This is a genomic window from Luteibacter sp. 9133, assembly GCF_000800155.1.
GTDB lineage: Bacteria > Pseudomonadota > Gammaproteobacteria > Xanthomonadales > Rhodanobacteraceae > Luteibacter > Luteibacter mycovicinus.
The window spans coordinates 3,982,026-4,003,072 of sequence record NZ_JUHO01000001.1; the positions used below are offsets into that span (position 1 = coordinate 3,982,026).

The 21,047-nt window shown below is 66.2% G+C and carries 13 protein-coding genes; 9 read left to right on the forward strand and 4 right to left on the reverse strand.

What is annotated here, in order from left to right; genetic code table 11:
• Nucleotides 1-72 precede the first annotated feature (72 nt).
• Nucleotides 73-987: a hypothetical protein gene (locus FA87_RS17370; protein ID WP_052191420.1), complete on the forward strand. Its 915-nt coding sequence runs from the start codon at nt 73-75 to the stop codon at nt 985-987.
• Between the two features lie 11 nt (nt 988-998).
• Here FA87_RS17370 and FA87_RS17375 read toward each other — a convergent pair whose 3' ends face one another.
• Nucleotides 999-1,772, reverse strand: a complete 774-nt coding sequence (locus FA87_RS17375) for a hypothetical protein (protein WP_043696310.1) — start codon at nt 1,770-1,772, stop codon at nt 999-1,001.
• Nucleotides 1,769-2,422 carry a thymidine kinase gene (locus FA87_RS17380; RefSeq protein ID WP_036109702.1) on the reverse strand — a complete coding sequence of 218 codons (654 nt, stop codon included), beginning with the start codon at nt 2,420-2,422 and terminating at the stop codon, nt 1,769-1,771. Before FA87_RS17380 ends, FA87_RS17375 begins: the two co-directional genes overlap by 4 nt.
• Before the next feature lie 156 nt (nt 2,423-2,578).
• Between FA87_RS17380 and FA87_RS17385 the strand changes: the two genes are divergently transcribed.
• On the forward strand, nt 2,579-4,573 hold the full coding sequence (locus FA87_RS17385; protein WP_036109700.1) for a UvrD-helicase domain-containing protein: 1,995 nt from the start codon (nt 2,579-2,581) through the stop codon (nt 4,571-4,573).
• Here FA87_RS17385 and FA87_RS17390 read toward each other — a convergent pair.
• Together FA87_RS17390 and FA87_RS17395 are read right to left on the reverse strand one after the other, a co-directional pair.
• On the reverse strand, nt 4,570-5,589 hold the full coding sequence (locus FA87_RS17390) for an AI-2E family transporter (RefSeq protein ID WP_043696313.1): 1,020 nt from the start codon (nt 5,587-5,589) through the stop codon (nt 4,570-4,572). The two genes, FA87_RS17385 and FA87_RS17390, sit on opposite strands and share 4 nt — an antisense overlap.
• 48 nt (nt 5,590-5,637) lie before the next feature.
• Complete coding sequence (locus tag FA87_RS17395) at nt 5,638-6,657, reverse strand: membrane protein (protein ID WP_036109691.1); 1,020 nt, start codon at nt 6,655-6,657, stop codon at nt 5,638-5,640.
• A gap of 146 nt (nt 6,658-6,803) precedes the next feature.
• On the opposite strand from FA87_RS17395, the gene FA87_RS17400 reads away from it, so the two are divergent.
• The 7 genes from FA87_RS17400 (at nt 6,804) to FA87_RS17430 (ending at nt 21,011) form a co-directional block, all read left to right on the forward strand.
• The gene (locus FA87_RS17400) at nt 6,804-7,721 is read left to right on the forward strand and encodes an HAD family acid phosphatase (protein ID WP_043696316.1); all 918 of its coding nucleotides are present in this window, start codon (nt 6,804-6,806) and stop codon (nt 7,719-7,721) included.
• A 218-nt stretch (nt 7,722-7,939) separates the two neighbouring features.
• Nucleotides 7,940-8,911: a hypothetical protein gene (locus tag FA87_RS17405; RefSeq protein WP_052191421.1), complete on the forward strand. Its 972-nt coding sequence runs from the start codon at nt 7,940-7,942 to the stop codon at nt 8,909-8,911.
• A gap of 32 nt (nt 8,912-8,943) precedes the next feature.
• Nucleotides 8,944-11,544 carry a glycerol-3-phosphate 1-O-acyltransferase PlsB gene (gene plsB, locus FA87_RS17410; protein WP_051943221.1) on the forward strand — a complete coding sequence of 867 codons (2,601 nt, stop codon included), beginning with the start codon at nt 8,944-8,946 and terminating at the stop codon, nt 11,542-11,544.
• A 91-nt stretch (nt 11,545-11,635) separates the two neighbouring features.
• Nucleotides 11,636-14,845, forward strand: coding sequence for a DUF6543 domain-containing protein (locus FA87_RS17415; RefSeq protein ID WP_043696319.1), 3,210 nt, complete (start codon nt 11,636-11,638; stop codon nt 14,843-14,845).
• A 67-nt stretch (nt 14,846-14,912) separates the two neighbouring features.
• Complete coding sequence (gene ubiE, locus FA87_RS17420) at nt 14,913-15,662, forward strand: bifunctional demethylmenaquinone methyltransferase/2-methoxy-6-polyprenyl-1,4-benzoquinol methylase UbiE (protein WP_036109683.1); 750 nt, start codon at nt 14,913-14,915, stop codon at nt 15,660-15,662.
• A gap of 139 nt (nt 15,663-15,801) precedes the next feature.
• A complete protein-coding gene (locus tag FA87_RS17425) occupies nt 15,802-19,071 on the forward strand; it encodes a DUF6543 domain-containing protein (protein WP_043696322.1) in 3,270 nt (1,089 codons plus the stop codon).
• An 89-nt stretch (nt 19,072-19,160) separates the two neighbouring features.
• Complete coding sequence (locus tag FA87_RS17430; RefSeq protein WP_043696324.1) at nt 19,161-21,011, forward strand: M1 family metallopeptidase; 1,851 nt, start codon at nt 19,161-19,163, stop codon at nt 21,009-21,011.
• Nucleotides 21,012-21,047 lie beyond the last annotated feature (36 nt).

Consider the following 21,047-nt stretch of genomic DNA (forward strand, 5'->3'; position numbering starts at 1 on the left):
TTTCGCGGACTTCGAAGCGCGTGGGCACACTACTAGGCTGACAGTCATCCTACCGCGGCAGGGAATGCCCTCATGAAAAAACTGCTGTTCGCCGTGGCGACATCGATCGCTACACCGATGGCCCTTGCGGGCCCGACGGAAACCCTCGGCCTGGACGAACCCTTCGACCGCTACACGTGGCTGACCGCGCACAACGCCTTCACCAGCAACGGACTGATTCGGAATCAGCGGACCACGATCGCCGAGCAACTCGAGGCTGGCGTACGCGCGTTCATGCTCGACCTGCATCCGTTCGAGGGACGCGTGGCACTGTGTCATGCGAAGTGCACGTACGGCCCCGGCACCGAGCGGTTCGCCACGCTGCTGCAGGCGACCATCCTGCCCTACCTGGATACCCATCCGGAGGCGGTCATCACGCTCCAGCTCGAGGATTTCAGCACGCTGGCACAACTCAAAGCCGAGCTGCGACGTGTTCCCCGCCTGGGGAGCGTCACCTTCGATCCCACGACCTGGGATACCGAACGATGGCCGACCTATCGCGAGCTGATCAGCCGCGGCCAGCGCCTGTTGATCTTCAGCCTCAACGAGGCGAACAGCGGTGCGATCTTCACCGCGCACGGGACCGTACACATCATGCCGACCGTCCGCTACACCGTTGAGAACTACTGGAGCCTGGGCATGACGATGCTGACCCACGACCGCAGCTGCCGCAGCCGGTGGAATGCGGACGTACAGCCCCTCGACCGCACGTCCATCCCCGGCAAACCGGGCTGGCGACCGCTGTTCACCATGAATCACTTCCACGGTTTACCGGTCGCACACCACGCAAGTCACGACAACGCCTTTGAAGAGCTGCGTCGCCGTTACCTCGACTACTGCCTTCCGGCAGCGAAGCGCAAGCCCAACTACGTCGCCGTCGACTTCCACGACGAAGGCGATGCGCAGGCGTTCGTCGACTGGCTCAATCAGCTACCTGACGCGCGCTGAACCACGCTGACTCAGTCAGGCCAGCGCATGGCCGCATGCGAGTTGTTGAACAGCGGATCGCTCTCGTCACCGGAGAGAGCCACGGTCAGGCCACCTTTCACTCCATCGACCTCGACGGTCTGATCCTGCTCGAAATGCGCGCCCAGCGCCCCGAGGTCGACGAAGCGCTCGGACAAGGCGCCCGCGCGGTCGATGTCGCGATCGGGCACGTTGGTCAGGCTGATATCCGGACGACCGAACTTGCGCATGCCACGCGTACGGATCCACGAGCGCCCCTTGGTTTCCTCAGGGCTACAGAGAATCAGCACGTGATTCCGCGTCGGCGCGCCACCCTGGACCAGGTAGTGCTCGCGCCAGCCGGCGGCATCGAAAAGGGTCAGGATCTGCGGATCGACGACGGCCTTGCCACCGATGTCGGTCAGCGCGGCTACGACGCCGAGGGTGTCACGCAGATAGTCGAGATTGTCGCGGTCCGGGAAGCGGCCGCGGATCGCCACCACATGCGGCGCCGCCTTGGCGGCGGCAAAGGCCTCGGGGCTATCTTCGCGGAGCAGGTCGCCGAGGGCACCGGACAGCGGATAGCCCTCCCAGCGCGACAGCACGGCGTTCTGAAAACGCTGCAACTCCACACCTTCGGGCAGGCCCGGGCTGCCATAGCGGGCAGCGGGGATGGCGAGATCCTGCGGAAAAGCGCCGAAGACGAAGAAGAGCAGAACAGCCTCCTCGTTACTCGGCTGCCAATGGGGGCGCGGCCAGCTGGCGGCGGTGGTCGTCGTCTCGGTCACGCGGGCTTTCCTTCGTCGGAATCGGATTCGCCGAGCGGCAGCACGGATTGCTGCAGCTCGATACGGCCTTCACCACCGGTAATGCTCTTGAACTCGGCGCGGCTGACGGAGACATAGCGGTCGTTGCCGCCGATCTCAACCTGCGGCCCCTGGGTGACGGCGCGGCCGTGTTCATCCACGCGCACCACCATCGTCGCCTTCTTACCGGAATGGCAAATCGTCTTGATCTCTTCCAGGTTGTCCGCCCAGGCCAGCAGATACCGGCTGCCTTCGAACAGCTCACCCCGGAAGTCGGTGCGCAGCCCGTACGCCAGCACGGGAATGCCGAGGCGGTCGACCACGTCGGACAGCTGCCAGACCTGGTTCCTGCTCATGAACTGGGCCTCGTCCACCAGCACGCAGTGCAAGGGTCCACGCGCGGCGATATCGCGCTCGACCATGACGAAGATGTCCTCTTCGCCGGCGAAACGCAGCGCCCGCGCCTGCAGGCCGATCCGCGAGGCGACGATGCCCTCGCCGTAACGGTTGTCCAGCGCCGGGGTCAGGATCAGCGTGCGCATCCCGCGCTCGTGGTAATTGTGCGCGCTCTGAAGCAGCGTCGTGGTCTTGCCGGCATTCATTGCCGAATAGTAGAAATACAGCTTGGCCATACGGGATCGGTCCGGAACGTGACCGGCCATGGTACCGCCAAGTGCCCGCCACGGCAGTCTCGCCGCCGTTGAGAGTGGCGAGTCCGGGGTCCGCCGACCTCCGCACCTGATACCATCCCCGTCCTCGTTCGCCTGTCCTCTCCGGCCCGAATCCCGATGCTCAATCCGCAACAACACGCGGCCGTCGAGTACTGCGACGGTCCCCTTCTCGTGCTGGCCGGTGCCGGCTCGGGCAAGACACGCGTCATCACCGAAAAAATCTCGCACCTGATCTCACGGCGCCACCTGGCGGCCGAGAAGATCGCCGCCATCACCTTTACCAACAAGGCGGCGAAGGAAATGCGCGAGCGCGTGGGCAGGCTGATCTCCGAACAGTCGGCGAAGGCGCTCACCGTGTGCACGTTCCACGCACTGGGGCTGAAGTTCCTGCAGATCGAGCACGATCGCGCGCAGCTGCGTCGCGGCTTCTCCGTGCTCGACGCCGACGACAGCGCCAACATGATCAAGGAGCTTTCGCCCAAGGGCGTCAAGCCCGAGGTGATCCAGGGCATCCGCAACCTGGTGGGCAAGGCCAAGAACGGTGGCCTGACACCCGAAGAAGCCATGGCCTCGGCGCGCAGCCCGCGCGAGATCGAAGCGGCGACCATCTACGACCTGTACCAGCAGCGCCTGGCCGCCTTCAACGCGGTGGACTTCGACGACCTGATCCGCCTGCCTCTTCGCATCCTCGAGACGGACGACGAGGCGCGCGCGATCTGGCAGGAGCGCCTGCGCTACCTGCTGGTCGACGAATACCAGGACACCAACGACGCGCAGTATCGTCTGCTCAAGGCCATCGCCGGCCCCAAGGCACGCTTTACCTGCGTGGGCGACGACGACCAGAGCATCTACGCGTGGCGCGGCGCGAACCCCGAGAACATCGACCAGCTCGGGCGCGATTTCACCAACCTGCGCGTGATCAAGCTCGAACAGAACTACCGCTGCGCCAAGCGCATCCTGCGCGCGGCCAACCAGCTGATCGCCAACAACCCGCACGTCCACGAAAAGAAACTGTGGAGCGACCACGTCGAAGGTCCGCCCATCCGCGTACTGGAATGCAAGGACAACGACCACGAAGCGGAACGCATCGCCTCGATCGCCGCGAGCCTGCATGAAAAGTACAAGGACAAGGGCATCCGCTGGGATGACTTCTGCATTCTGTACCGCGGCAACTTTCAGGCGCGCGTGATCGAGAAGGCGCTGCGTCTCGCGCGCGTCCCGTATCACCTGAGCGGCGCACTGTCCTTCCTCGATCGCGCGGAAGTGAAGGACATCCTGTGCTACCTCCGCCTGCTGACCAACCCGACCGACGACGCCGCGTTTCTGCGCGTGGTCAACGTACCCAAGCGCGAGATCGGCGCCACGTCACTCGAAAAGCTCGGCCAGATGGCGCAGGCACGCAATGCCTCGCTGCTCGACGCCGCGCGCAGTGACAGCGCGTTGAAGAACATCGCGGCGCGCCCCGCGTCGGCACTGGCCAGCTTCGCCCGCCTGATGGACGAGTTACGCAGCCACGCCGTGCACGAAAGCGCGGCCGACCTCGTCAACACCGTCATCGAAAAGACGGGTTACGGCGCGCAGATCGCGGCATCCACCACGGACGAAGTGCTGCGCGAGCGCCGCCTCGGCAACCTGCGCGAACTGGTCGACTGGTTCCGCGCGATGGGCAAGGACGGCGGCCGCACGGGCGATATCGCCGCGCAGCTCGCACTGCTCAGCCACGCGGATCGGGACGACCCGGGCAATGCGTTGCGCATGATGACGCTGCATTCGGCGAAAGGCCTCGAGTTCCGTTTCGTCTTCATTGTCGGCTGCGAAGACGGCACGCTGCCTCACGAAGGCGCGATCGACGAAGGCCGTCTCGATGAGGAACGACGGTTGATGTATGTAGGCATCACACGCGCCAAGGAAATGCTGACGCTGTCGTTCTCGGCACGCTCGCGCAAGTACGGCGAGGTGCTGTCCAACGACCCGAGCCGCTTCCTCGACGAACTGCCCCAGGACGATCTGCACTGGGATGGCAAGGACCCCGATGCGGATGCCGAGGTAAAGAAGGAAGCGGCCGATACGCATATCGCGCGCATCAGGGCGATGCTGGCGGGCGGTGGCTAGATAAGCCGCTCCGCCTCCAGCTCGCTCTTGAGGTAGGCGTAGTAAATCGGAGCCGCCACAAGACCCGGAATACCAAACGCCGCCTCGAACACCAGCATCGCGATCAGCAACTCCCACGTCCGCGCGCGAATCTGCCCGCCGACGATCTTCGCGTTGAGGAAGTATTCGAGCTTGTGGACGACCACGAGGAAGACCAGCGCCGCGACGCCCACCCAGAGTCCGACGGACAGCGCCGCGACGACGATCAGCGTATTCGAAATCAGGTTGCCCGCGACGGGCAGCAACCCGACGACAAAGGTCACCGCCACCAGCGTTTTCGCCAGCGGCACATGGATGCCGAGAATCGGCAACGCCACCAGCAGGAACAACGCCGCAAGCGCCGTGTTGATCGCCGAGATCTTCAGCTGAGCGAAGATGATGTTGTGGAAGGCCTGAGCCAGGCGCATCGTGCGCGTCGAGAGTTCGAAGGCCAGGGGCTTGGCCGGACGGCCACCAGCCCCGTGCGACACGGCAACGATCGCACCCAGCACGAGACCGATCAGGATATGCGCCATGACGCGCGCCGCGGTCGTGCCCACGAGCTTCAGGTCGCCCGCGTGCTCATGCGCCCATCCCATGCCTTGCGATCGGAAATCGTTGAAGCTGTCCGGCAGGCGGGTGGTCAGCCACGTCGGCAGCTGCTCGTGTGCCTTGTCGAGCAAGGGCACCAGCTTGCTGTCCCACAGTTCCTGGGGATCGCCGATATCGCGCCGGTAGAAGCTGAGCGCTGCGAACACCAGCAGGATGATCGCCCCGACCACGATGATCGTGACGACACCCACGGCGATCGGGCGCGCACGCTCGCCGGGGATCACCCGTCGGATCAACGGCGTCAGCGCCTCGACGACCTCATAGACCAGCAGGCCGGCCAGGAGGGCCGAAACCAGGTGCAGCATCAGCACGCCCCACAACGCCAGCGCCGCGAGGACGTAGGTGGCGATACGGACGGCGCGGGAATCTCCAGGCGTGCGGATCATACGGAACTCCTTGAACTGGCGGCGATTCCACCAGCAAGGAGATGAACGTCAGATCAAGCGTTCCGCTTCGAGTTCAGACTTGAGGTAGGCATAGAAGATGGGGGCCGCGACCACGCCGGGCAGGCCGAAGGCGGCCTCGAACATCAGCATGGCCACCAGCAGCTCCCATGCGCGGGCCCGGATCTGGGTGCCGACGATACGTGCGTTGAGGAAGTACTCCAGCTTGTGGATGACGATCAGGAAGACCAGAGCACCCAGGCCGACGTACAGGGACACGGACAGGCCGACGATGGTGATCGCCGTGTTGGACAGCAGGTTGCCGATCACCGGCAGCAGGCCGACGATGAAGGTGACGATGATCAGGGTCTTGGTCAGCGGCAGGTGCACGCCGCACAACGGCAGGATGCAGAGCAGGTAGATCGCCGTGAACGCGGTGTTGACCAGGGATATCTTGATCTGCGCAAACACGATGTTATGGAACGCGTCCGCCAGGCGCGCGCTGCGGAGCGACAGTTCGGCGGCGAACGGCCCCACCTGATGCGTGGGGCGGGTGCGGCTCAGCGCGACGATGGCGCCGAGGATCAGGCCGATGAGGATATGCACGAGTACGCGCGCCGCCTCCTTCCCAGCGAGCTGCAGTGTCACGGCGTGGGAGCGCGCCCAGTCCATCGCCGTGAAGCGCAGCGCTTCGACGCTGTCGGGCAGCCGATCGACGATGGCCGCCGGCAACTGCTGGCGCGCCCGTTCGACGAGCGGCATCAGGCGATCCTGCCAGAGCTCCTGCGGGTTGCCGATCTCGTTGCGGAAGAAACTGATGCCGCCCAGGATCAGCAACGTGAGCAGCCCCACCACGACCACGCCTATCACCGCGACGGCGAGCACGCGCGCACGGTCCCCGGGAAGGCGACGTCCCATGAGCGGCGCCGTGGATACGACCATTTCGTAGACGAGCAGGCCGGCAAGCAACGCCGGCAAGAGCCGCAGCAGGAGAATGAGCAACAGTCCGACCGCGGCGGCGACGTAACTGGCGATGCGCACGGCGCGGGTCCGTGGGGTGGAAGCGTCCATGGACGACCTCGTCGTGTGTGAGACCGCAGTCTGTCAGTACGCGGGGCCACAGCGCCAGAGGCGTGCGCCTCGTCGTCAGGCTGTCGTAAACTCCGTGGAGAATCGCCGCCCCTCGGGTGCCGATACCCGATCCACAAGGGGTTTTGATGATGAAGTTCGCTCCGGTCGCGCTCGCGGCCGCTCTCGCCCTCGCGGGCTGCGCGCAGGCGCAGCGTCCCGTCGCGTCCACACCGACGGCGGTGTCGGCGCCTGCCGCCGCCGTCGAGGCACCGGCCACGGCCGGCGTCGCCGCCGACGACAATCTCAACGCGGTGGCCTGGTCCCAGCGCGCCAGCGAGCACGACTTCATCTACGTGCAGACGTTCCGCAATGCACAAGAGAAAATTCTCAAAGCGAAGCAGGATCCAAACTGGGACGCCCTGCCCCGGGACGACCGCGCGGTGCACCCCTCGCTCAAGGGCCTGAAGCCGGCCGTGATCCTCGACATCGACGAGACCGTGCTGGACAACTCACCCTATCAGGCGCGTCTCATCCGCTCCGGCGGTGAATTCAACGAGGCCGCCTGGGCCGACTGGTGCAGGGAAGCGGCCGCCCGTGCGCTGCCCGGCGCCGTGGAGTTCACCCGTTTCGCCGCGGACCACGGTGTCGCCGTCTTCTACGTCTCCAACCGTGCCAAGGATCTGGACGAGGCAACCCTCGCCAACCTGCGCTCGGCCGGCTTCCCGGTGGCCGGCAAGGCATCGTTCCTGGGCCTCGGAACGTTTGTCGAAGGCTGCGAGCAGGCCGGCAGCGAGAAGAGCTGCCGCCGTCAGCTGGTGGCGAAGAACTATCGCGTGCTGATGCAGTTCGGCGATCAGATCGGCGATTTCACCAGCATCCCCGGCAACAACGAGGAAGGCCGGACCAGGGCCATGGCACCCTACACGGCATGGATCGGCGAACGCTGGTTCGTCTTGCCGAACCCGACCTATGGCTCATGGGAGCCCGCTTTGTTCGACAACGACTACGATCTGCCCCGTGCCGAGCGCCGCCAGAAGAAGATCGACGCGCTTCGCATCAAGTAAAATCAGATACTTAGATGGATGTTTGTGACGTATTGCTTTAGCAATGTCGTCCAACTATCATCCCTCTCGCCGAAACCCGTGGCGCCAAAAGCAATGCGGGCAAGGCCATTTCCCTTTCCGGCTTCGGGCTGGATAACCCCGTGAGACGATGAGTCTCCGGGGTTTTTTCTTGTACGCTCCCCGTCCCCGCTGTGCCGAGACGCGAGAAGCCCTCCCCTATGCGCCGCCCCCTCCTGCTCGTACCGGTCCTTCTGGCCCTGCTTGCGCTTGTCGCCGCCTGCGACAAGAAAAAAGCGGAAACGGCCGGCACGCCCGGCGGTGGCTCACCCGAAGACGCCACACGCGAGTCGCTCGCCCTGATCCGCGACGGCAAGTTCGACCTGTTCTGGAAGCACGCGCTCCCGCCGGCCGACTTCGACAATCTGCGCAAGGACTGGCCGCGTCGTAACGAAGCGGAGACGCCGATGGATCCGGACGACCGCGCCAAGTTCGAGGCCGGTGTGAAACGCCTGACCGATCCGGACGCGGAGAAGAAGCTGTTCGCCGACCTGCGGCCGACCCTCGTACGCTTCGATCGCGACTATAAAGACCAGATGCCCCTGATTTCCGGTGTGGGCCAGTCGATGGCGCTCACGGCGATCGATCAGGCCAAGGACCTCACCGTGCCGCAGAAGCGGCAGCTCCGGGAGGCGGTCAACGTCATCGCCCCGTGGACCCAGACGGTGGCCTGGGGCGATCAGGCCCGCGCGAAGGAAGCCATCGGCGTGCTGGTCGACACGGCCCGCAAGGCTGGCCTGTCCACGCCTGACGCGCTGCACCAGATGACGTTCGAGCAATCCATGGCGACATGGTCGACCGCCTGGCTCGGCTTCAAACGCCTGCTCGATGTCTATGGGCTGTCGGTCGACAAGAGCTTCGACTCCGTCAGCATCGATACGCTGGAAAACAGCGGTGGATCGGCGCACGTCACGATCACCTACACCTTGCTCGACAAGCCGATCCAGACCGACGCGACGCTCGTTCTGCTCGATGGGCGGTGGTACGACAGCGATCTGCTGCAGCGCGTCCGCGACGACCACGCGCGCCTTGCGCCGCCGGCGCCATCGGCCACCGCGCCTGCCCCGGCGAGCACGGTCGCTCCTCCCACGCGAAGCCCAGGCGCACCCGTCGCGGTCGCCCGGGGCCGCTGAAGCCGTACAATCCCACGATGTCAGAAATTCCGATGAGTGCGGATCCGCACGTCCATGTCGCCCGTTCGCCCTGGTGGTTCAAGCTGCTGGGGCGGCTTCTCGAACCCTGGGTGCGGATCAAACGCGAGCCCGCCGAACCCGCCGTATTACTCAGGAGCGGGGCGGCCGTGTGTTACGCCATCGAGCGCGATGGCACCTCGGACGCGCTGATCCTGGAGCGCGCGTGCCGCGAGGCCGGCTTGCCGAGCCCGATGCAATTGCTCGATCTGCCGGGGCGCCGCCGTCGCTCGGTGTTCTCGCTCAGTCGCCGTCATGGCTGGCTGTTCGGTCGTACGGATGCCCGTGGTCCGAAGGAACCCATCGGGCAGCTCATCCGGGCGATCGAGGACGATCCCTCGCGCGACATCCAGATCGTGCCCGTCTCCATCTACGTGGGTCGCGCCCCCAACCGTGAGAGCGGCTGGTTCAGCGTGCTTTTCGCCGAGAACTGGCTGGTCGTGGGACGTTTCCGGCGCATGCTGGCGCTGCTGCTCAACGGACGCGATACGGTGGTGCACTTTTCGGCGCCCGTATCGCTGCGCTCGGTGCTCGACGAATCGCGCGGTCTTACGCCGGAACGTCTGACGCGCAAGATCGCCCGCGTGCTGCGTACGCACTTCCGTCGCATCCGCGCGGCGGTCATCGGCCCCGATCTGTCGCATCGACGCACCGTCGTCGACGCCGTGCTCAACACCGAGCCGGTGCGCGACGCCATCGCCGCCACAGCGAGCAAGGAAAACATCACGCTGGCGAAAGCGCAGCGCCGCGCGCGGGATTTCGCCCTGGAGATCTCGGCCGACTATTCGCATCCCGTCGTGCGTTCGTCCTCGTTTCTGCTCGCGAACTTCTGGAACAAGCTCTACGACGGCATCGCCATGCACCACTTCGACAAGGCACGCGCCGCCGCGCCGGGTCATGAAGTGATCTACGTGCCCTGCCATCGCAGTCACACCGACTACCTGCTGCTTTCATACCAGCTGCATCACTCCGGGGTCGTGCCGCCGCACATCGCTGCCGGCGTCAATCTCAACCTGCCCGTGGTCGGACCGATACTGCGTCGCGGCGGCGCGTTCTTCCTGCGTCGCAGCTTCAAGGGAAACGCGCTTTATTCCGTGGTGTTCAACGAATACCTCGCGCAGCTGGTTGATCGCGGCGTTCCGCTGGAATACTTCATCGAGGGCGGCCGCTCGCGTACCGGTCGCCTGCTTGCCCCGCGCGCTGGCATGCTGGTGATGACGCTGCGTGCGTTTCTTCGTGCGCCGCGCCGCCCCGTGCTGTTCCAGCCGGTGTATATCGGTTACGAGAAGCTGATGGAGGGCAAGTCGTACATCGGCGAATTGTCCGGCAAGCCCAAGGAAAAGGAATCGCTGCTCGGGCTGATCCGCGGACTCAAGGTGCTGCGTCAGCGCTATGGCCACGTCACGCTGAACTTCGGTGAGCCCATCGAACTCACCCCGATGCTCGATGCCGTCGCACCCGACTGGCGCGCGACGACCGCGGATCCGGACGTCAAACCGGAATGGATGAACAGCGTGGTCGACGATCTCGCCGACCGCATCCAGATCAACATCAACCGCGCAGCGGACGTCAACCCGATCAACCTGCTTGCGCTCGCCTTGCTGGCGACGCCCAAGCACGCGATGGCGGAAAACGACCTGCTTGCGCAGCTCGAGCTGACCAAGGCGATGTTCATCGAACTGCCTTATTCGGATCGCGTCACGATCACGCCCATGAATCCACAGGGCATCATCGCGTACGGCGAGCAGATGGGCTGGATCCGTCGCGTCAGGCACCCGCTTGGCGACGTGCTGGTCACCGACGACGAGCAGGCGGTGCTGCTCTCCTACTTCCGCAACAACGTGCTTCACCTCAATGCGGCCGCCGCCTGGGTGGCGGCGTGCTTCCTCAACAACCGCCGCATGTCCCGCTCGTCGGTCATCCGGCTGGGCCGGATCATTTATCCGTTCATCCAGGGCGAGCTTTTCCTGCCCTGGGATCAGGACGGTTTCGCCACGCAGATCCAGGAAACGATCGAGTTCTTCGTGCGCCGCGGCATCCTCGAGTCCAGCGCCGAAGGCCGCGTGCTCGAACGCGGGCCCGGCCAGGACGACGGCTCCTATCAGCTGCGTGTCATCGCACGCAGCATGTTGCAGGCCTTCGAGCGTTACTACATCGCCATCGCCGCGCTGGTGAAGAACGGTCCGCACACGATGAGCTCGGGCGAACTCGAAACCGCGTGTACGCTTACCGCTCAGCGCCTCGGCCTGCTCAATGAGCTGTCCGCGCCGGAGTTCTTCGACAAGGCGTTGTTCCGTGGATTCATCCAGAAGCTGCGCGAGGTCAAGGTCGTATGGACCGACAACGCCGGCAAACTCGACTTCAGCGACGCGCTGGAAGACATGGTGCGTGACGCACGCGTCATCCTCGCTCGCGAGGTGCGCCATTCGATCCTGAAGATCACCCCCGGCGGCGAAAACGACCGCGATCTCGACGCCCGCCCGCCGAGCGATCCCGGCGAAACCACCGCCGAGTCGCTGCACGAGCGGCACGTGGCGAACGAGACGATCCGCCACCGGGAACATCCGGCGGAGTAAGCGCCGACACGCTGTCGCTCTCAACGGGGACAGATGTCGGCGGGCGGTGTGCTTAACCTTTGCGCGGGATTCCCCACGCAAAGGACGCACCATGGATATGACTCCACCGCAGGCGCCGCCTGCCGTCGTCAGCAGCACCCAGCAGGAGGCCATCGATGCCCTCCAGCGATTGACAGACGCCCAGACATGGCTAGGCCGGCAGCAGGATGCGTTGCCGGTACTGCCCGCGTCTCTCACGATCGAGAGCCGCGACGCCTATCTCGCCGGGCTGGATGCTTACTGGCGACAATCCGTCGACGATGCGCCGGGAACGGCTCCCGTGACGCGTGTCGCCGCACTCGCCACCCGGCTTGCGGCGATCATGCGCGACGAAGCCATCGTTCGCCGTAGCGACGACACGCTGGGAACGCTCGCCGTCGAGCTCGCCACGCGCTTCGCGCGCTCGGCCGACGGCCTGCCGCCGCCCGGCATGGAGGCGCGCTCGCTGCTCATCGGCGATGTCGCCTGTGCCGGCGCGGTTGTGCTGCTCGACAGCAACCACCCCGACATCGTCCTTCGCTTCCTGCCCGATCGCGGGTGGGATGCCTTCGCCAGCCTCGAGCAACTGCATGCGCAGACCGAGACGATGATGCGTGAGCGGCTTGCCGCCCAGCGAAAACTTCCGGGATTGCGCGCCGACGACACGCAGCGCGTGATCGCCAACGGGCGGTTCGTGGGATCGGCTCCCATCGAGGGTCCCGTGTTCGATGCGATGGCGCAATCGCTCGTCGCCCTGCAGAGAAGTGAACTCACGGACGCCTGGCCATCGTCGACCGATGCTCCCACGCCGGAGGCGGTGGCCGACGAAACCTCGTCCGCGCTCGATCTGTCGGTAACAGTCGACGTCTTCGCCATCCTCGGCCAGCGCGAGACTCGCCTCGCGGTGGCGCTGAACGAGGAGCGGCTCGCCCGTGTGCCGGCGGACGTGGCACAGGGCTGGCGTGACGCCGTCAGCGCCTACCGCCACGCCAGCGCGCGCTCCGGTGACGCCACGCGACAGGATGGCGAGGCACCGTCGACGCTGGCCACGTGGACGCGGACGGAACTCGCGTCCGCGCTGGCTTCCCGCGGTTTCCCGATCGACCCCGACGATATCGGTATCGAAGCCTCCGGAAGCGAAGCGCTTACGGTCCCCGCGCTGGGGACCGCGCCAGCCGACCCCGTTACGCGCATGAGTCTGGCCGCCTTCGCCTTGCGCAATACCGGCCACATCGATGCACGACGCCTTCGTGTCGTCTCGACCGCCTTACCCGACGGGGTGCGAGCGCCCGACATCGCTACCATCAGGGATATCGCACGCCGTCTCGATCTCGCTCCGCGTTATGAGGCTTATCTGCGCGCACGCATGAGCGACCCCGCCGGACGCGCGTTCCGCCAGTCGACCATGCGTCTGCAGCAGGCGCGGATGCGTGTCGAAGCGGCGTCCGCGCGCATGGCGACCTACCTTCGCGGCGAGACACCGGTCTTCCTCGACGACCACGAGGAGCGCGGCTATCGCCTGGTGGAAGCCGTACTCGACGCTCCCTCCGCGGCGGCGCGCCGTCGCGTCGGTGGCCACCGTGTCACGGTGCGACAGCTGGTCTATCGTGGCGCCGCTGTCAGCGATGTGCTCATCATCGGCGTGCACGATCCGGCAAGTTCACCGCGCGTCGTCATCTACACGCCCGATGCACCCGATGGCCGGCCTTTTCACGAATTCAGCGACCGTGCGACGGCCGGACGGCAGCTGTTCTATGCCAAGGCGTTCGAGCAATACCTGTTGCAGCGGCTGCCGGCGGAATTCAGCGAGCCCGTGCCCCAGGGGGGCGGACGTCGGTTCCGCATCTCGGAGGCGACCCGCCGTTCGCACTGGGTGCTGTCGGCCGCCGGTGACGGCCGTGGCACCCTTACCGAGGCCCGGTTCGAGGAACGCGACGTCGACGGCGACGTCCGTACCGCACTCTTCGACGCGGAGGTGGAACGCCAGGCCCGTGACGTCGCCTGGATCGGTCGCAGCACGGACCAGGCGGACAGGGAGTCGATCACCGCCACGCTGGCGGTCGTTCTGCGTGCGTTTCGCGGGCCGGAAGCACTGGTCGAGGACTCGCTCAGCGCTGTCGGCCAGGCGCTGCGTGCCACCTGGCGTTTCTACGATAACGTCAAGGCGGGTGACCGCCACCAGGCGTTCGTCGATTTCACCGAAGCCTATACCGCATCGCTGCATGTCGCCGGCTGGGGAGCGGGATTCGGCAAAGTGCCGCGTCCACGCCTGTCGCTGCGTCCGCCAGCAGGCGGGCTGCGCAGCCTGGATGCCGGCCTCCGCCTGACGGATACGCGTCAGCGGCTCGATCCTCGTTATGCGACCCGGGATGTCGATCTTTCCGGCATACCGTCCGACGCTCTCGGCGTGCACCGGCTACACGGCCGGCGCTACATCCGCCAGCAGGAGTCCGTCTTCGAAGTTCGCCATGACGCGGCCTCGGGTACGTGGCGGCTTGCCCGCCCGAACGCCCTGGATGCGGCTTTCGCAGGCCCGGCCATCGAGCCGGTGGCCTACGGCGGCTGGCGCCTGCGCACAGGTGTGGGGCTAAGGGGCGGCTGGGTGGACGACGCGGCATTCCCGCAACCCGCCTCGCGCGGCGTGACCGGCCAGGAACTTGCCGGTCTGAGCGACTTCCAGCGCTGGACGTTCGAGCAGTCGTTCGCACAACGGCTGCGCAGCGCGGGAGAAGCCAATCTGATCGTCTGGGATGTCACGTCGCAGCCGCACCCCCGCTTCGTCACGCTGCGCCAGCGGACGGCGTGGAACGACGCGCTCCGCACGGCCCGCGGCGCACCGACCGAGCCGCTGCCCCTCGGCACGCAACCGGGGCCCGGCGCCTCGTGGCGCGTGCTGAGTCCGGGCGAATGGCCGAATTCCCTGTTTCACTACCCGGCGGGCTTTTACGGCGCCCTCGGCAACGGGTCGCAGGTGATTCCGCTGCAGGTGTCGCCGGGCACCGGGCTACGCGGCCTGCCGGCGACACGCACACCGCCCGCGGCACGCGTCGCCGGGATGGCCACGGGCAACGTGCCGGGTGCGCGGTCACAGGAGTGGGTGGAAGTGCACCTGGACCGCTACCGGCACCGTCCGGGACCGAACGGCAGGCCGACCATCCGGGTGATCGAGGATCGTCGTGGCGCGGAAATCACCTATGTGATCCAGCCCGACACGGGGTTCTCCATCAACTTCCTCGGCCTTGAGCCGGGCGACTTCACCGCGGGACGCCAGGCCTTGCCGTGACCGCGCCCGCCGCTTCCCGACGAGCCCTGCGCTCGCCGGGGGGCGGCAACCGGGGTACCATCGCCGGATGGAAAAGACCGATACCACCCACTTTGGTTTCCGCGACGTGCCTGTCGCCGACAAGCAGAAGCTCGTCGGCCAGGTGTTCACCTCGGTCGCCCGAAACTACGACCTGATGAACGACCTCATGTCGTTCGGCATCCACCGCCTGTGGAAGCGCCATTTCGTGGCGGTGAGCGGCGTGCGTCGTGGTGACCGCGTGCTCGATCTCGCGGGTGGCACGGGGGATATCGCCGCCCTGCTGAAACCCGTCGTGGGCGACGATGGTGAGGTGGTGGTCGGCGACATCAATGCGGCGATGCTCGGCGTCGGCCGCGATCGCCTTACCGATCGCGGGCTCGTCTCCGGCTTGCGCTGGGCGCAAATGAATGCCGAGGCACTGCCGTTTCCCGACAACAGCTTCGATGCGGTGACGATCGCTTTCGGCCTGCGCAATGTCACCGACAAGGACAAGGCGCTGGCGGACATGCATCGCATTCTCAAGCCCGGCGGCCGCGCGCTCGTGCTCGAATTTTCCAGGGTGCAGAGTCCCGTCCTCTCAAAACTCTACGACGTGCATTCGTTCCGCATCCTGCCCCGCCTGGGCAAGCTGTTCGCCAACGATGCCGACAGCTATCAGTACCTGGCGGAGTCGATTCGCAAGCATCCCGACCAGGAAACCCTGAAAGGCATGATGCTGAAGGCCGGCTTCGGCCACGTGGAAGTTCGCAACCTGACGAATGGCATCGTCGCCATCCATCGCGCTTATAAGCTCTGAAAGCGCGGGGCTCGTTCTGACAAGGTTTATTCCGACGCGGTCGCTGACGCGGCGCTGACCGGAAGTCGGTGAGCACGGGGACATATCTCCGTACGGCGACTGCCTAACCTTTGCGTGATATCCCACGCAAAGGACGCACATGGACATGACCCCGCCGCAGGCACCCCCTGCGATCGTCAGCGACGCCTCGCAGGCGAGCATCGACACCGTCGCCCGCCTCGACGCAGCGCAGGCCTGGCTGATCGCGCAGCAGGATTCCCTGCCCGTACTTCCCGACGCTCCCGACGTGGATGGCAAGGCCGCGTTTCTCGGCGCCTTGCATGCGCACTGGCAGGCCCCGGTCGACGGTGCGCCCGGCATGGCCCCGGGGACGCGCATGAGCGCCCTTGCACAGCGCATGGCCGACGTGGCTCGCGACGACGGCGCCCTGCTACGCGACGACGGCACCCTGGACGCCGCGGCGGCGGACCTCGCCATGATCGCCTCGCGCGCAGGCGGAGCCCCGCTGCCCGCCTCCGTGACGATGAGTGAGCTGCTCGTCGGGGGCAGTGCCTATGCGGGCGCTTTCGTCGTCAAAGACGGCAGCCGGCCCGACCTCGTCCTCGCCTTCACGCCCGACCGTGGATGGGAACGCTTCGACGGTATGGAATCGCTCCGGCAGGTGCTCGACCATCGCTTGCGCCAGGCACTCGCGTCGGGTCATGGCCTGGTCGCCGTCGACGACGCCTCGCCAGTCGTGCTCGGCGAGGGCGTGGCGGTAAGCGAACGTCCCCTGGGCGAACAACCGTTCGCACGCCTCGCGGAACGCATTGTCGCGACCCAGGCCGGGAAGATCGGCAGCGCATGGGATCGGTTCGCCGCGGGCGACTGCGACGTCGCCGGTCTGGTGGACCATGTCACCGCAGCCTTGCGCCTGTCGTCCTACGTCGATGTTCACGCTGCGCTCGATCAGCGCGACATACGGCTCGCGGAAGCGATCGACGAGGCACGTCTGCGCGACGTTCCCGTCGCCGTGCGCGACGACTGGTATCGCGCCCGCGCCGATTACCGGAACACGATGCAGGGCATGGGCGAAGCGAGGCGCGGTGAAGGCATGACCGAGGCCCTCTCGCTCGACGCCTTCGTGCGCGCGCAGCTCGCGGCGCGGCTCATACCGCTGGGCATCACGGACGATCCATCCACCCTCGCGGTCACCATGGCGGACATGCCGACCGGCGATCCGATCGCCACGCTGTCCATGCTGTTCGGCGGAACGCAGGGGCGGAAGGTGCCGCTGGTCGCGCTGGCGTTGCGCAATATCGCGTCGCATGGCCTGTCCGTGGGCGCGGTATCGCGCGACGACGGGCAGCCACTGTCCGTACCCCTGAACGGTGCGGCGCTCGCGACAATGATCCGCGAGCTCGACGCGGGGCGGCGCTACGCGGAATACCTCGAATCGCGTCTGCGTTCGACACCGGCCGGAGCGACGTCGCGCGATTTCGCGATCGCGTTGCAGCAGGCGCGGATGCGGTTCGAAGCCGCCGACGCGCGGATCGCCTATTACCGCCGGGACGAGCCGCGAAGCTTCTACGACGATCAGGGCGAGTTCGGCTACCGGCTGCTCGCCGCCGCGCTCGATGCGCCAACGCCAGGACGGCGCGCGAAGGTACTCGGTCACGACGTCGTCGTTCACCAGCTCACGTTCAAGGGCGTACCTCTATCGGACATGGTCTTCGTCGCCGCGCGTGACAGCCGTGCCTCGTCGCGTGTGGTTTTCTATACACCCGACGCGCCGGATGGTCGCACGTATCGCGAGTTCGCTTCGCGCGCCGAAGCGGCACGGGAATTCCTGCTCAATCCCACTTTCGAAAGCTACCTGCTCGACCGGCTTCCCGCGGAATTCGCGCAGACCGAGCAGAACGGCAGCCGGCGGTTCCGCATGAGCGACGGTTCGCGTCTGGCGAACTGGGTCTTGTCGCAGCAGGGAAATGCGGGCCAGTCGCGCATGGACAGTCCCTTCGAAGAGCGCGAGATTCACGACGATTTCCTCAAGGCCATGTACGACGCCTCCGTCGATCACATGCTGCACGATGTGCGCGCGGGGTCCCGGACGACCGGCGAGGCCGATGCCGAGGGGCGTCAGGCCGTACTCGCGTCGCTCATGTCCGTCATCGCCTGGCAGGAACGCGCCGTCGCGCACACCGTGTCCAGCGTCGTGCAGTCGGTACCGCGTACGTTCCAGGCGTCCTGGCGCTTCTATGACAACGTCAGGGCGGGCGACTACTCGCAGGCTTACCTCGACATCGTCGACGGCTATACCTCGGCGCTGAACGTCATCGGCCTTCGTCCGGTGCTGCCACGCGTCGCCGGTGCGATGGTACGCGCACGGGCTTCGTCCACCCTGCTTACGCCGACGCGGCGAAGCATCACCCGGGCCGACGCCGTGTTCGAATCACGCTTCGAGGCCGCCGTCGATCTGTCGGGAGCGACGCGCAGTTCGGAAGGTTTCCACGTGACGGGCGGGCGGCATTACCTGCGCCAGCATGACAAGGTCTACGGCGTCCGCTACGACCGCGAACACGCGACCTGGCGTCTCACGCGCGCGGGCGCACCCGATGCGAACTTCACGGGGCCGGCGATCGCCCGCTCGCCGGACGGCGTGTGGACGTATCGGCGCGACGTCGGCCTGCTCGGCGGCGCACCGCATGCGGTCACCCCGGAGATGCACGTGCTGCTGCGCGACCGGGGTCTCACCGATCCGGAGGTCGGGGCACTCAACCTGGCCCAGCGCGACATCCTCCTGCGCGAGCTGTCGCGGCTCGCCGGGGGCTCGGACGAGGCGGTCCAGGTGCTTCGCGGCACCGGAACCGCCGCTGTGCCGGCAGGCGCCCACGCATCGACCTGGCGCGAAGCGCTGCGTCTTGCCCGTCATCTTCCCGGCGCCCCCATCAACCGCTCGCTCGTGGCGTCATCCCAACTCGTGCACGACCTCAGTGTGGGCACGGCACCCGCGAACATGGTGATCGTCCCGCCGTCCGAGTGGCCGGCGACCGTGTGGTATTACCTGCCGCGCGATCAGGCGGACCTGTTCCGGGGCGCTGCCGTCTCGATACGCCAGCACCGGCTGTTCACGCACACCGGGATTCCCGTCTATTCGCACTCGCCCTACACCGCGTTTCCCGGAATCGCCGGCGCCACGTACGGGTCGCTCAAGGGAGCGTGGCTGCGCATCGACCTGCGAACGATCGCCACACGGCAGACCGGGTCGTTGCTGCCTCCATTCGACCTGCTGCGGTACGGTATCGGCGATCCCGGAACCCTCACGATCCGGCCGAGACTGCCGACCGGCGCGCCGCGGGCGGCCCCGCCGAACGTATGGCTATGGGGGAACGAGTTCGAACTCGGCACCTGGCCGCGCCTTCCGCGCTGAAGGCCAACCCGTCGATCCGGTGCGTAACGCGCCGGATCGATCCGGGCATGAATGGCATACTGGGTGCTTCCTTCCACCGGAATCCCGCAATGCGCCTGCTTCCCGTCCTTGCCCTGACCATGACGTTTCCCGTCGTGGCTTTCGCGGCCGACCCGCACTCGTACGCCCAGCCTGACGCCGTCCGCGTCACCCACCTGAATCTCGACCTGAAGCTCGACTTCGGCAAGCGCGAACTGGCCGGCGACGCCATGCTCGACCTGGACTGGAAAGATGCCAGGGCGAAGGATCTCGTACTCGACACGCGCGACCTCAAGATCGCCAGCGTCGATGCCGTCGATGCGAACGGCAAGACCTCTTCGCTGAAGTTCGCCCTCGCACCGCGCGACAAGGAACTGGGGTCGAAGCTGACGATCCAGGCACCGGCGCACCCCGCCAGCGTGCGTATCGCGTACACGACCGTGCCGGAGGCCTCGGGCCTGCAGTGGCTGACGCCCGAGCAGACGGCGGACAAGAAGCAGCCCTTCATGTTCTCGCAGTCGGAGTCCATCCACGCCCGTTCCTGGGTACCGCTGCAGGACTCTCCCGCGATTCGCTTCACCTACGATGCGCACATCAGCGCACCGAAGGACGTCCGAGTGGTGATGAGCGCGATCAACGACGCGAAGCACCCGCTGAACGGCGACTTCCGTTTCGACCAGCCGCATCCGATCCCCTCGTACCTGCTGGCCATCGCGGCGGGCGACATCGCGGTGAAGGAAACCGGACCACGCAGCGCCGTTTACGCCGAACCCAGCATCGTCGGCAAGGCCGCGCACGAATTCGAAGACACCGAGAAACTGATCGCCACGACGGAGAAGCTGTACGGGCCGTATGCGTGGGGTCGCTACGATATTCTCGTGTTGCCGCCGTCCTTCCCCTTCGGCGGCATGGAAAACCCGAACATGACCTTCGCCACGCCGACGGTGCTCGTCGGTGACAAGAGTCTCGTCTCGCTGGTGTCGCATGAGCTGGCCCATTCGTGGTCGGGCAACCTGGTGACCAGCGCCGCGTGGCGCGACATCTGGCTCAACGAAGGTTTCACCACCTACGTACAGGGACGCATCACCGAGGCCGTTTACGGCAAGTCGCAGGCCGACGAGGAAGCCCTGCTTTCCGCTCGCGAACTCGAAAAGACGATCGGCGCCATGCCCGCCAACACCCAGAAGCTCACGCCGGACGCACGTGGCGTCGGCGCGGACGACTCCCTTTCCTCGGTGGCCTACGACAAGGGGTCGTGGTTCCTCCGTACCCTGGAGCAGCGTTTCGGCCGCGACACCTTCGATGCCTATCTGAAGGGCTACTTCGCGCACTTCGCTTTCCAGAGCATCGACACCGACACGATGTTCGCGTATCTGAAGGCCAACCTGCTCGATAAGTACCCGGGCAAGATGAGCGAAGCCGAGGCACGCGCGTGGATCTGGCAGCCGGGCATTCCGAAGAACGCACCGCTGCCGACCTCCGCGCGCTTCGACGGCATCGACAAACAGCGGGACGCTTTCCTGGGCGGTACCCTGGCGGCGGACAAGCTCGAGGCGAAAACCTGGAATACCCAGGAATGGATGTACTTCCTGGATCGCATGCCGGACGTCCCGCCGCTGGCGAAGATGAAGGAGCTGGACGCCGCCTGGCATCTCACCGGTACGCCCAATGCCGAAATCGGCATGCGCTGGTATGCCCATGCGATCGCCGCCGGCGACAAGGACGTCTGGACTGCCGCGGCCGAACACATGACCCGGATTGGCCGCCTGTACCTGACGACGCCGGTCTATCGGGCGTTCGCGCGGACGCCGGAGGGTCTCGCATACGCGAAGGCAACCTACGCCAGGGCGAAGAGCGGCTACCACCCGATGACGCAGCAGGCGGTGGAGCGCATCCTCGCCGGGACGTCGAAAAAGAACTGACCGCAGGTTCCTGCGCGCCGCTCCGGCGGCCGCAGG